The 13,096-nt window shown below is 59.5% G+C and carries 11 protein-coding genes and 1 tRNA gene; 10 read left to right on the top strand and 2 right to left on the bottom strand.

The genetic code is table 11. The features are described 5' to 3' along the window. Window positions 1–75: 75 nt before the first annotated feature. Window positions 76–714, top strand: a complete 639-nt coding sequence (locus CUN63_RS11540) for an NADH:ubiquinone oxidoreductase subunit N (RefSeq protein WP_129439519.1) — start codon at window positions 76–78, stop codon at window positions 712–714. Between the two features lie 360 nt (window positions 715–1,074). Then, window positions 1,075–2,580, top strand: coding sequence for a YdgA family protein (locus tag CUN63_RS11535; protein WP_129439517.1), 1,506 nt, complete (start codon window positions 1,075–1,077; stop codon window positions 2,578–2,580). 89 nt (window positions 2,581–2,669) lie between these two features. Here the strand turns inward: CUN63_RS11535 and CUN63_RS11530 are convergent, their stop codons facing one another. Next, window positions 2,670–4,199: an FAD-dependent oxidoreductase gene (locus tag CUN63_RS11530; protein WP_129439515.1), complete on the bottom strand. Its 1,530-nt coding sequence runs from the start codon at window positions 4,197–4,199 to the stop codon at window positions 2,670–2,672. 139 nt (window positions 4,200–4,338) lie between these two features. Here CUN63_RS11530 and CUN63_RS11525 point away from each other — a divergent pair, with 139 nt between their 5' ends. The 5 genes from CUN63_RS11525 to CUN63_RS11505 all read left to right on the top strand — a co-directional run bounded on the left by CUN63_RS11525 (window position 4,339) and on the right by CUN63_RS11505 (window position 8,183). Then, window positions 4,339–4,899 (top strand): YbhB/YbcL family Raf kinase inhibitor-like protein, encoded by a 561-nt coding sequence (locus tag CUN63_RS11525; RefSeq protein WP_129439513.1) that lies wholly within the window; start codon window positions 4,339–4,341, stop codon window positions 4,897–4,899. 87 nt (window positions 4,900–4,986) lie between these two features. Continuing rightward, window positions 4,987–6,699 carry a VWA domain-containing protein gene (locus CUN63_RS11520; protein ID WP_129439511.1) on the top strand — a complete coding sequence of 571 codons (1,713 nt, stop codon included), beginning with the start codon at window positions 4,987–4,989 and terminating at the stop codon, window positions 6,697–6,699. Between the two features lies 1 nt (window position 6,700). After that, window positions 6,701–7,267: an RNA polymerase sigma factor gene (locus CUN63_RS11515; RefSeq protein WP_129439509.1), complete on the top strand. Its 567-nt coding sequence runs from the start codon at window positions 6,701–6,703 to the stop codon at window positions 7,265–7,267. After that, window positions 7,264–7,896, top strand: a complete 633-nt coding sequence (locus tag CUN63_RS11510; protein ID WP_129439507.1) for a hypothetical protein — start codon at window positions 7,264–7,266, stop codon at window positions 7,894–7,896. The genes CUN63_RS11515 and CUN63_RS11510 overlap by 4 nt, the downstream gene beginning before the upstream one ends. A 20-nt stretch (window positions 7,897–7,916) precedes the next feature. Beyond that, window positions 7,917–8,183, top strand: coding sequence for a hypothetical protein (locus tag CUN63_RS11505; protein WP_256657694.1), 267 nt, complete (start codon window positions 7,917–7,919; stop codon window positions 8,181–8,183). 141 nt (window positions 8,184–8,324) lie between these two features. Here the strand turns inward: CUN63_RS11505 and CUN63_RS11500 are convergent. Continuing rightward, window positions 8,325–8,401, bottom strand: a tRNA-Arg gene (locus CUN63_RS11500). Between the two features lie 350 nt (window positions 8,402–8,751). On the opposite strand from CUN63_RS11500, the gene gabD reads away from it, so the two are divergent. From gabD to CUN63_RS11485, 3 genes are all read left to right on the top strand, one after another. Next, complete coding sequence (gene gabD / locus CUN63_RS11495) at window positions 8,752–10,194, top strand: NADP-dependent succinate-semialdehyde dehydrogenase (RefSeq protein ID WP_129439503.1); 1,443 nt, start codon at window positions 8,752–8,754, stop codon at window positions 10,192–10,194. Between the two features lie 183 nt (window positions 10,195–10,377). Further along, window positions 10,378–11,655 (top strand): 4-aminobutyrate--2-oxoglutarate transaminase, encoded by a 1,278-nt coding sequence (gene gabT / locus CUN63_RS11490; protein WP_090177104.1) that lies wholly within the window; start codon window positions 10,378–10,380, stop codon window positions 11,653–11,655. A 149-nt stretch (window positions 11,656–11,804) separates the two neighbouring features. Continuing rightward, window positions 11,805–13,019: a response regulator gene (locus tag CUN63_RS11485; RefSeq protein ID WP_129439501.1), complete on the top strand. Its 1,215-nt coding sequence runs from the start codon at window positions 11,805–11,807 to the stop codon at window positions 13,017–13,019. Window positions 13,020–13,096: the final 77 nt, after the last annotated feature.

Genomic DNA, 13,096 nt, shown 5'->3' with positions numbered 1-13,096 from the left:
GCTATGCTTTGATTTGATGAGGTCGCGCGTCGAACTCATCAATCAAGGCTCGCGTTGGTCATGGGGATTCCAATAATGAAAAACCCTTATGCTCCCGGCTTCTGGTGCGCTATTGCGGCATTGGTGTTGCTATCGGCCACTTATTTCTACGGCATCATGCTGGCCCACCAGATCGACAAGGCACTGGTGTTCCTCGACAGCGCCACGGCACTGATTGCCGTGATGGCAATCGTGGTGGTGGCCTGGGCTTCGGTCCAGGGTCAGCGCATCAAAAAAAGACAGCTCGAACAAGGCAAGACCCTGGTGCTGATCTGGGACACCAAGGTCGCGCTGCGCCGTGTCGAAACGGTGTTCGACCGGTATTTCTGGGGCAGTTACTGGCAACCGGGGCGTACGTTCCAGGAAGTCATGGGCGAACTCACCGGCACACCGCTGGAAAAAAGCCTCGAAACCCTGAAAAAACAATGCCAGGCGCTGGACAAGCAAGTGTCCGCGGAAGGCTGGCACTGGCTCAGCAACGCCCGTGAACTCTCCGATGTCGTCACCGCCATGGCCCGCGAACGTTATCAACTGGACTTCTGCGACCCGCGCTCGGAATCCCCAAGCGGCACGGCGGTGATCAATCGCGACTTCGAAGTGCTGGTCTATACATGGACTGCACGGCTCAAGAGCTTTGATCATCAATTGGATGAGATCGAGGTTCAGTATTCCTGAATGGGATGTTGCCTGACCTGACGCCTTCGCGAGCAAGTCGAATCGTCGCACCGCCGCTCCCACATTAGATCGGTGGTGGACACAGAATTTATGAACACCTGAGATTCAATGTGGGAGCGGCGGTGCGACGATTCGACTTGCTCGCGAAGGCGATCTAATGAGCACTGAAACTCTCGCCCCCTGCCAGTTGTCCACAAGCAGTGACACTCCATAGACACTCTTTAACCTTTAATCATTGGGTCGCCCCGTGCGCCTGATGCTAATCTCCATCGCACTTTTAGCGCAGTCGTGACCGCAACCCGTCATGGGTTCAGGGAAGACGACCACACCTTCAAACAACGGACATTGATCGGGTCATTCATGAATAAATCAGCAGGCGTGCTTCTTGGAATCGTCGTTGCCATCGGCGCAATCAGCGCTGGCGGTGCCTGGTACACCGGCACCAAACTCGAAGGTGTGCTGAACACCTCGATCGCCGACGCCAACAAAGAGCTGCAAGCCGCGCTGGTCGGTTCCAACGGCAAGGCGTCGCTGGAGCTGGTGTCGCTGGAACGCCATGTGTTCAGCAGCACTGCGCACTACCGCCTCAAGGGTGAAGGCGAGATGTTCGGTGAAGCACCGGTGGAGCTGCTGTTCGTCGATCACATCGAACACGGTCCGCTGCCGTTTTCGCGCCTGGTGTCGCTGAAGTGGCTGCCGGTCCTGGCCACCAGTCACTACGAACTGGAAAGAACGCCTAACACCGAGAAGTGGTTCGCCGCTGCCAAGGACAAATCCCCACTCACGGGCGTGGTCAACATCGGTTACGACAATGCCACCAACGGTACTCTGCAATTGCTGCCGCTGGACGTGGCGCTCGACGACAAGTCCAACCTGAAATTCTCCGGGCTGAACCTCGATGTCGCCGCCAGCGCTCAAGCGCAGAAGGTCAAGGCCGACGGTTACATGGACAGCCTGACACTGAGCACAGTGGCTGAAGATCAGACGCCGGTGAAGGTCGAACTGAACGGCCTGACCCTGGCCAGCAACCTGACAAAAAGTACCTACGGCTACTACACCGGCGACAACACCGTCGAGCTGACCGACAGCAAGACCACCTTCGGCGCCAAGCAGTCGGTCTTGGGTTTCAAGAAATTCGAAATGAAGAACCAGACCGAGGAATCGGGCACCAGCGCTTCGGGGCGTGCCGATTACAAGGTGGGTGAGGTGTCCTTGAACGGCAAGGCCGTCGGCTCTGCTCAGATGGTCATGAGCCTGAAGAACCTCGACATCCCGGCAACAATGTCGTTGATGCAGATTTACCAGACCAAACTGCAACCGTACGAGAGGGCCGCCGCTGAGGCCGTCGCTGCGGGTGAACCGGCGCCAGAGCTGATCCTGACCCCGGCCGAAGAGGCGCAGGTCAAAACCGGCCTGGAGAAACTGCTGGCCGCTGGCCCGCAGGTCGCCCTGGAAAATCTGTCGTTCAACACCCCCAATGGCGAAAGCCGCGCCCACCTGGTGCTCGACCTGACCAAACCACAATCCATGGACCTGCCGCCCGACCTACTGACCCAACAACTGATCGCGCTGCTGGACGTCAACGTGAAAGTGTCCAAGCCCATGCTCGTTGACCTGCTGAGCGTGCAGTCGCAAATCAACGGTCAGACCGACGCTAAACTCATCGCCGATCAGGCCACTGCTACCGCCGACATGTTTGGCAGCATGGCAGTCGGTACGCAGTTGGCAAAACTGGATGGCAACAACATCGTTTCCAAACTGCATTACGCCAGTAATCAGGTGGAATTCAACGGCCAGAAGATGACCGTCGAAGAGTTTGTCGGGTTTGTCATGAGCAAATTCGGCGGGAATGTCACCGTCCAGTAAAACCAGGGCTTACAGACCGACGCCCGGCCTCTGTGCAACGCAGACGCCGGGCGTTTTGCTGTCTGGCGTTTGAAACGGGGGAACAGCCGTTAATTCAGGTCCCGAATCAACCGCCACGCCTCATCCACCGTCAACGGCTGTTTCATCCGTTCGGCGAGCATCGCCATCGCACGTTCTTCATCGCAAGCCACCGCGGCGACTACCAACCCGTCCTTGCCGAACAGGCCGATAAAAGGGGGATGGTCAGGGTCGCCTTTGAACTCGACCTCATCCCAGGTCTCGGCGTGGCCGAGGTAGTCGTAGTTTTTACCGAAGTGCCAGGTCCAGAAATAGGGGACGTCGAGGTAATGCTCGTCGCCGCCGAGCATGTTCATCGCTGCGATCCGTGCCTGTTGCTGTGCCAGGCGCCAATGTTCGATTCGCTGGGGCTGACCGTTGAGCGGGAAGGTCGCGATATCGCCGGCGGCCCAAAGCCCATCGGTCACGCCCATCCCGCCGTCGACCTTCAGCGACTGGTCTTTTTCCAGGGGAAGGCCGATAAAGGCGCCGGTTGCCGGGCTGACGCCAATGCCGACCAACACCAGATCCGCCGGTAAACGTTGACCGTTGTCCAGGCGTACCGCTTCAACCTTGGTCGTTCCTTCGACGTGCGTGGCTTGGCCATCTGTATGAAACACCACGCCGTTGGCCTCGTGCAGGGCACGAATCGATTTGCCGACGGCATCGCCAAACTGTTTGGCAAAAGGCACTGCGTGGCGGGCCAGAACGGTGACGTCCAGACCGTATTGGCGCAGGGAGGACGCGGATTCCATGGCAATAAAACTGTCACCGATGATCACCGCTCGTTGGCCTGGTTTTGCCGAGCCCAGAATCCGCTGCGCCTGATCCTTCGAACGCAACACGAACACCTGCGGCAGATCGGCGCCAGGCAGCGTAAGCGGATTGGGTGTGCCCCCGGTGGCGAGCAGGGCAGCGTCGTAGCTCAGCGATTGACCATCAGCCAGGCGCAAGGTCTTGTTCGCGGCGTCCAGGCTCGTCACTTCAGCGTTTATTCGCTCAATGCGCTGCTCTTGGTAAAAGTGTTCATCACGCAGCGGCGGGACTTCTTCCGGCGGCATCTCCCCGGCAATCACGAATTTGCTTAATACCGTGCGGTCGTAACCGGCGTCGGTTTCACGGTCGATCAACAGCACCCGGCCACCGAAGCCCTTTTCGCGCAACGCCGCCGCGCACGCCGTGCCTGCCGCACCGGCACCGATGATCACAAAGGTTCGCGCGTCGTCCGCCGGTGGGGTGTGAGCGTCGGACATCGGCTGATCGTCGACCCAGACCTCGTCATCGCGCACTTCCAGCGGATAGCGCTTGAGGCTGTCCAGGGACGGCGGTTCGCACAGCGCACCGTCCTCGATCCGGTACGCAGCCTTGTGCCACGGGCAGATCAAACGTCCGTGGCACAGAGCACCGTCGGCCAGCGGCGCCCCGGCATGGGGGCATTCGCCCTGAAAGGCGCGTAGATGATCGCCCACCCGCAACAGGACAATTTTCGTGCCCTCTATCTGGACCTCAAGGCCCCGGTTTTCGGACACATCGGCGAAACGGGCGACGCGGTGCAGTGCCATGATCACTCTCCAGGCAAGCGTTTCACTTAAGAGTTTGGCGCTTATCTGGAGGTTCAGCCAATTCCCACTGCCACCGAATGAACCGTCCGGCTATAGTTTGCACGCCGACGACGGCCCCACCCGCACAAGGTGCTCCGGTATGACCCGATTGACCTCTCTGAACCCTTGGCTGGCGGCCGTTGCAGTCGCCCTTTGCGTGCAATTTCCGGCGCAGGCCCAGGAGCGTTTCACCCTGAACATCCCAGGTGTCACCGACGATCGACTGTTCACCTCGGCTGCCGCCAGCGATGCGCCCAATTGTGGTGGGCACAACCAGTCACCGGCATTGAATTGGAACGCCGGCCCGGCGGGCACCCTCAGTTACGCCATTGTCATGCACGATCCTGACGGCCAAAAAGGCCAAGGCGTTGATCACTGGGTGCATTACGGCATCAAAGCCACGACTCATCAGATTGCCGCCGGCGTCGGCGCAAAATCCGCCCTAGAAGGCGTCGGCGGCACCAACAGCAAAGGCACCACCGGTTATGTTGGCCCTTGCCCGCCGGTCGGCGACAGCGCGCACCACTACATCATCCAGCTCTACGCCCTGGACCTGGCGCCGGAAGCTTTGCCCGCCGGCCTGACGCGCGCGCAGCTACTGGAAAAAATCAAAGGCCATGTGCTGAAAAACAGCAGTGTGGTGCGGCGTTATCACCGCTGAAATTAATTTCGGCCGGTTTAACCCGAACCTGAAGAGGGGCTCGTCTCAGAGGATGAATGGATCAACTTCCTCCTGAGGTCAGCCCCCATGTCCCTCCCTCTGCATTTCCTCCGCCCGGCCGCCCAGGGTTTCGCCGCCGGGTTGCTGCTGGCGATTGCCGGTTGCGGCGTTTCATCCAAGCCTGATTCCGCCTCGGTTCCGCCACCGGCTCAAGGTGCGCTGTCGGCTGAAGCATTGGTGCGCAGCGAGGCTGTCATGGCGGACTCCTCGATGGCCAAGCGCAGCGTTCGCCCGGCACCGACGGCGAGCTATGCGCCGATGCCGGCGGGTGAGGCATCTGCGCAGGGATATCGGGATGAGCAGCGGGAGCAGTATCAAGCGCTGGCGGATAACCCGATTCACAGCGTGGCCGAAGCGCCCGTCTCGACCTTCAGCGCCGACGTCGATACCGGCGCTTACGCCAACGTCCGCCGCTTGCTCAATCAAGGGCGCCTGCCACCGGAAGGTGCGGTGCGACTGGAGGAGATGGTCAACTACTTCCCCTACGACTACGCATTGCCCACCGATGGCTCGCCCTTCGGCGTGACCACCGAGCTGGCGCCGTCGCCGTGGAACCCGCATACCCGATTGCTGCGCATCGGCATCAAGGCCTCGGACCGCGCGGTCGCGGAACTGGCCCCGGCGAACCTGGTGTTTCTGGTGGACGTGTCCGGCTCGATGGACCGACGCGAGGGGTTGCCGTTGGTCAAAAGCACCCTGAAATTGCTGGTCGATCAATTGCGCGAGCAGGACCGGGTTTCATTGGTCGTCTATGCCGGTGATTCGCGTGTGGTACTGGAGCCGACCTCCGGACGCGACAAAGCGAAGATTCATACAGCCATCGATCAATTAACCGCCGGCGGCTCCACCGCTGGGGCGTCAGGCATCGAACTGGCCTATCAGATGGCGCAGCAAGCGTTCATTCCCAAAGGCATCAACCGCATCCTGTTGGCCACTGACGGTGACTTCAACGTCGGCATCAGCGACTTCGACAGCCTCAAGCAAATGGCTGTGGATAAACGCAAGACCGGCGTTTCCCTGACCACATTGGGTTTTGGTGTGGATAACTACAATGAACACCTGATGGAACAGTTGGCCGATGCTGGCGACGGCAACTATGCCTACATCGACAACCTGCGCGAGGCGCGCAAGGTGCTGGTGGATCAACTCGGCTCGACCCTCGCGGTCGTGGCGAAGAACGTGAAGCTGCAAGTGGAGTTCAACCCGGCACAGGTCAGTGAATATCGGCTGTTGGGGTATGAAAATCGTACGTTGAAGCGTGAGGATTTCAGCAACGACAAGGTCGATGCCGGTGAAATCGGCGCAGGACATACGGTGACGGCGTTGTACGAAATTGTGCCCAAGGGTGAAAAGGGTTGGCTGGAGCCGCTGCGGTATGGCACTCCTGGGGCCGCTGTTTCCGAAAAGACTGGGGAATTGGCGATGTTGCGAGTGCGGTATCAGCGGCCTGAGGGTGGGAATAGTCGCTTGATCGAGCGGCCGATCGTCAGCGGTCAGGTCGGCAAAGCCAGTGAAGACCTGCGATTTGCGGCGGCAGTCGCGGCGTTTTCCCAGCAGCTCAAGGATGGGCGTTATACCGGTGATTTCAGCTTGAAGGACACCGAGGCTTTGGCTCGCGGTGCGCGGGGCGAGGATCGATTTGGTCTGCGGGCAGAGTTCGTGCAATTGGTGGAGTTGGCTCAAAGTCTGCGAACCACGACCGCATCCAATAGTGAGCCGCTTAAAGGAGGCTACAACTGAAATGTCAGCTCCTCAATCGAGCGACGAATCGCTGCTCGCCCGTTATCGCGCAGGCGACGGGCCGGCGTTCGAGATTTTGTACGCCCGTCACCGCCAAGGGCTCTACCGATTCCTGCTCGGCCTGAGCGGCAAGTCCGAGCTGGCCGAAGAGGTTTACCAGGACACTTGGCTGAGCCTGATCCGCAGCACCAGTCAGCCACAAGGCCGAGCGAATTTTCGCACCTGGCTCTACCAGATTGCCCGCAACCGCCTGATCGATCACTGGCGCAAACACGGAATCCACAACCCCTTGCACGACAGCTACGACGAACAGATCCACGCGCTGAGCGATGACGCTGCTGATCCCGAACAACTGCTGAGCCTGAGCCGCGACAGCCAGCGCCTCGAAGCGGCCCTGCAAAACCTGCCCGCTGACCAGCGCGAAGTGTTCCTGCTGCGCGCCCATGGCGATCTCGACCTGCCGCAGATCGCCACCCTCACCGAAACACCGCTGGAAACCGTCAAAAGCCGCTTGCGCTACGCCCAGCAAAAACTGCGTCGGCTGCTGGCCGAGGAGGTACTGACATGACTGACGCCCGTCCTACGCCAGAAGACGAAGTGTTGAAACACTATCGTGAACACGCGACCGGCGAACCGCCGGCCCATCTCGACGCGTTCCTCCTGACTGCCGCACACCGTGAAGTCCCTGTGCAGAAGCCAGGTCTGTGGAAACGCTGGGTCCAGGCCTGCCAGAAACCCCGTTGGCAAGTTGCATTTGCCAGCCTCGTCGGTGTGGCCCTGATGCTTGCACTGGTGCAACGCACGGAGGAGCAACCGCCGAGTTACGACTTCGCGCCTGCATCCAAAGCGTCTGCACCGGCCGCAAAAAAAGAAGTCGCAGAGGCACCCCCTTCGGTTGCTCGCTCGCTGACGGCCCCGGCCGGCGCGATGTCCGCGCCAGAGCTTGCGGCCCCAATGGCCGATCTTGCTGCCCCAGCGCAGAGCGAATCGATCAGCGCTGAAATGGCTGACGAAGCGAAGGTCAGCAAACGCCCGTCGATAGCTCCGGCAAAGTTTATCGACGATCAATTAAGGGAAGTGATCCGCCTGCAAAAGGCTGGTCAGGCTCAAGCGGCCGCTGACCTGATGGCGACATTGCACAAACGCTTTCCCAAGGAAAATCTCACGACCAGACTCAAGGATTTGCAGAAAAACTGAGAGGCGGAGCGGTCAGTCATTTGGCATCGACACCCGAAAGCGCGCACTATCGGCCTATAGCCGATGCGTTGGAGGAAGCCATGGCAAAAAAAATCGACCGCATCGCCCAAATGCTCAACTGCCCGGTGAAGGGTCAGGAATTACGACGGGCTGTTACTGAGAGTCGTAAGGAGTTTCTGCTGGCGAAGCAGGCAGAAGAAGCGCTTGAGGAAGACGTTCTTGATGAAGAAGAGGTTGAGGACGACGAGGATGATGAATACGACGAGTTTGATTGGACGACTGAATGAAAAAACCGCTTCGGCGGTTTTTTTCAGACTCAGTTGTTCGGTTAAACCGAACAGCTGCATCCAGCGCCCATCCTGAGGCTTTGACGACGGACACAAAAAAGCCCCAGACCCTAAGATCTGAGGCTTTCTCGTTTCTACGTATGGTGCACCAGGCGGGATTCGAACCCACGACCACTGCCTTCGGAGGGCAGTACTCTATCCAGCTGAGCTACTGGTGCAATGCGGGCGCCATGATACTCATATGCGCTGCGGGCGTCCATGCTGCTGAATCACCTGCGTTTTTCCAAAGCGTAACCTGCGGTTGCTACGTTGATCAGAAAAATTAGGCAAATGCGCCGTTTTCGTTCTTTTTTTCGAACGCCCTATTGTCCTTTCCCGGCATTGATCCTAGGATTCGTTCGAGATTTCAAACGCTCTTGTCTGGGTGCTGAACCGCACGAGTTTCAATCAGTGCGCTATTTATGTGCTTCAGCCCGGTGAATGATTTCCCTGACGGCAGCCTATAAGGCGCCTTTCAACAATCATAATTCGCTCCGCGCTTGCCGCGGTGCTGTTAAGGAAAGCCGACATGCAGCTTAAAGACACCCAGTTGTTCCGCCAGCAAGCCTTTATCGATGGCGCTTGGGTTGATGCGGACAATGGTCAGACGATCAAGGTCAACAACCCGGCAACGGGCGAAATTCTGGGCACCGTGCCGAAAATGGGTGCTGCCGAAACCCGCCGTGCAATCGAAGCCGCTGACAAAGCGCTGCCGGCCTGGCGTGCACTGACCGCCAAGGACCGTGCGAACAAGCTGCGTCGCTGGTTCGAACTGATCATCGAGAACCAGGACGACCTGGCTCGCCTGATGACCCTGGAACAAGGCAAGCCATTGGCCGAAGCCAAGGGCGAAATCGTTTACGCCGCTTCCTTTATCGAGTGGTTCGCCGAAGAAGCCAAGCGCGTCTACGGTGACGTGATTCCGGGTCACCAGCCAGACAAGCGCTTGATCGTGATCAAGCAGCCAATCGGCGTGACCGCTGCAATCACCCCGTGGAACTTCCCGGCCGCGATGATCACCCGTAAAGCCGGCCCGGCCCTGGCCGCCGGTTGCACCATGGTGCTCAAGCCTGCTTCGCAAACTCCGTTTTCCGCATTCGCTTTGGCTGAACTGGCCCAACGTGCCGGCATTCCTGCCGGTGTGTTCAGTGTTGTGTCCGGCAGCGCCGGCGACATCGGCAGCGAGCTGACCAGCAACCCGATCGTGCGTAAATTGTCCTTCACCGGCTCGACCGAGATCGGTCGTCAGCTGATGGCTGAATGCGCCAAGGACATCAAGAAAGTGTCCCTGGAATTGGGCGGCAACGCGCCGTTCATCGTGTTCGACGACGCGGACCTGGATAAGGCCGTCGAAGGCGCGATCATTTCCAAGTACCGCAACAACGGCCAGACCTGCGTCTGCGCCAACCGTCTGTACATTCAGGATTCGGTCTACGACGCGTTCGCCGAGAAGCTGAAAGTGGCTGTGGCCAAACTCAAGATCGGCAACGGTCTGGAAGAAGGCACCACCACTGGCCCGCTGATCGACGAAAAAGCCGTGGCCAAGGTTCAAGAGCACATTGCTGACGCGATCAGCAAAGGCGCAACCATCCTGGCAGGTGGCAAGGTCATGGAAGGCAACTTCTTCGAGCCGACCATCCTGACCAACGTGCCGAAAAACGCTGCCGTGGCCAAGGAAGAAACCTTCGGTCCATTGGCGCCGCTGTTCCGCTTCAAAGACGAAGCTGAAGTGATCGCGATGTCCAACGACACCGAGTTCGGTCTGGCTTCGTACTTCTATGCTCGCGACCTGGGTCGTGTGTTCCGTGTGGCTGAAGCCCTGGAATACGGCATGGTCGGCGTCAACACCGGGTTGATCTCCAACGAAGTCGCGCCGTTCGGCGGCATCAAGGCGTCGGGCCTGGGCCGTGAAGGCTCCAAGTACGGCATCGAAGATTACCTGGAAATCAAATACCTCTGCCTGGGCATCTAAGCCCGGCTGGGCATTGCTTCAAACGCAAAGGGCACGAGAGCGCTGTCCCTTTGCGTGCTTCAAACGGAATTTTCTCTGTGGTCCGGAAAGCTGTGGCAGTCGATCATCGCATGCTGCCGTAGTTGCCTCCCCGCCGCATTTTCCTTGAACCACGCCGCCCGATGAGCGGTGAATGAGGACTTTATGAGCAAGACTAACGCATCCCTGATGAAACGCCGCGAAGCCGCTGTACCACGCGGTGTTGGCCAGATTCACCCGATCTTCGCCGAGTCCGCGAAGAACGCCACCGTGACCGACGTTGAAGGTCGCGAGTTCATCGACTTCGCCGGCGGTATCGCTGTACTGAACACCGGCCACGTGCACCCGAAAATCATCGCCGCCGTGACCGAGCAGTTGAACAAGCTGACCCACACGTGCTTCCAGGTACTGGCTTACGAACCGTACGTAGAAGTGTGCGAAAAAATCAACGCCAAGGTGCCGGGTGATTTCGCCAAGAAAACCCTGCTGGTGACCACCGGCTCCGAAGCCGTGGAAAACGCCGTGAAAATCGCCCGTGCCGCCACTGGCCGTGCCGGCGTGATTGCCTTCACCGGCGCGTACCACGGTCGCACCATGATGACCCTGGGCCTGACCGGTAAAGTCGTGCCTTACTCGGCCGGCATGGGCCTGATGCCAGGCGGCATCTTCCGCGCGCTGTACCCGAACGAACTGCACGGTGTGAGCATCGACGATTCGATCGCCAGCATCGAACGCATCTTCAAGAACGACGCCGAGCCGCGTGACATCGCTGCAATCATCATCGAGCCGGTTCAGGGCGAAGGCGGTTTCTACGTCGCGCCTAAAGAGTTCATGAAGCGTCTGCGCGCGCTGTGCGACCAGCACGGCATCCTGCTGATCGCTGACGAAGTACAGACCGGCGCTGGTCGTACCGGTACTTTCTTCGCCATGGAACAGATGGGCGTTGCTGCCGACCTGACCACCTTCGCCAAATCCATCGCTGGCGGCTTCCCGCTGGCCGGTGTGTGCGGCAAGGCCGAATACATGGACGCCATTGCTCCAGGCGGCCTGGGTGGCACCTACGCCGGTAGCCCGATCGCTTGCGCCGCGGCCCTGGCCGTAATGGAAGTGTTCGAAGAAGAGCACCTGCTGGACCGTTGCAAAGCTGTCGGCGAGCGTCTGGTCACTGGCCTGAAAGCCATCCAGGCCAAATACCCGGTGATCGGCGAAGTCCGTGCCCTGGGCGCGATGATCGCGGTCGAGCTGTTCGTTGATGGCGACAGCCACAAGCCGAACGCTCCAGCGGTAGCCGCCGTTGTGGCCAAGGCTCGCGACAAGGGACTGATCCTGCTGTCCTGCGGCACATACGGCAACGTTCTGCGCGTCCTGGTACCACTGACTTCGCCGGACGAGCAACTGGACAAAGGTCTGGCAATCATCGAAGAGTGCTTCTCCGAGCTGTGATTTCCAAGCTCTGATCGATTTGTGAACTGATCGACAAAAAAACCCGCTTCGGCGGGTTTTTTTGTGTCCCTGGAACCCATCGATGGCAAATGCGCTGTATCGAATGGCCAGCATTGACTAAGGTGCAAGCACTACTTTGGAGTGTGTAAATGACTGCTGTGGTGTTACCCGCTGCACCGCGTGTGCTGATTGCCGAGGCCGATCCCTGGGCCCGCGACCTGCTCAAGCAGGTTTTGTTGAATGTGCGCTGCGACGCGCGGCTGGATCTGTGTGCCGATGGTCAGGAAGCGCTGCACCTGTTGGCGGAAAATCCTTACGACCTGGTGATCGTCGACTGGGAGTTGCCCGGCGTCGATGGTTTGAATGTCTTGCGCAATGTCCGCCAGCGCAAACGTAATCCCCCCCTGCCGTTCATTCTGATGAGCTGCCGCAATGACAGCGCCAGTGTGCGCGAAGTCTTGCCCCTGGCGCCTGCTGCGTACCTGACCAAACCCCTGAACATGGAAAGCCTGACCCTGCGTCTGCAGGATCTGCTGCTCAATGCCGGTGAGGAAGTGTCTTGCGAGGTGCCTTCATTGGCGCCGGGCATCACCTTGTCGGCGTACCTGGAGCGTCGTCGTGAGTCTGCGGACGGTGCGCCGCTGATGACTGACGTGCAGTTGGCGGTCAAACGCAGCCTCAATCCCAACGGCCTCGATTTGACCGTGCTGCATGACGAGATCCGCACCGATCCGCAAGTCACCGCTGTGCTGATCGCCGCCGCCAACAGCGCGGCCCAGCACCATGGCGCCGCCGTACAAACCCTGTCCCAGGCGCTGCACCACCTCGGCACCGGGCAAAGCATGAACCTGATTCTGGGGCTGGCGCTCAAACGCAGTGCCCGCCTCAGTGATCCGTTTCTGGCCGACTATGCCGAGCGCTATTGGGAGCTGTCGCTGCGCACTGCCGAGTATGGCCGGACCCTGGCGCGCTTGCTGGATCTGGATCAGGAGCGTTGTTATTGCGCCGGCATGCTGCATCGCCTCGGCGACCTTGCGTTGTTGCGGTGTTTGCAGGAATGGAAGCAGGCCGGTGGTGAGCTGGATGAATGGGAGGAGGTCGGCGAGGCGCTGGCCGAATTCGGCGCGGCTTATGGTTCGGCGCTTCGCACTCGCTGGCGCCTGCCGCTGGAGCTGCGAGAGCTGATTGCAGCGGTCTACCAGTTCGGTGGCGGGGTTTACTCCCGCGAAGCGCTGGTGATGAACATGGCTGCACAACTGGCGCGACTGACCGAGCATGAGGGCATTGAGGAACTGGCGAAGAGCCGGACGGCGCGGTTGCTCAAGATCGGGTTGCCGGAATTGATGCGGTTGCGCAAAAAGTAGCCATTGCCCAAACCCCCTGTGGGAGCGGGCTTGCTCGCGAAGGCCTCGTGTCAGTCGATATCAATGTTGCATGATAC

This window comes from Pseudomonas sp. ACM7 (genome assembly GCF_004136015.1).
GTDB lineage: Bacteria > Pseudomonadota > Gammaproteobacteria > Pseudomonadales > Pseudomonadaceae > Aquipseudomonas > Aquipseudomonas frigoris.
This window is presented reverse-complemented; position numbering and strand designations above follow the sequence as displayed.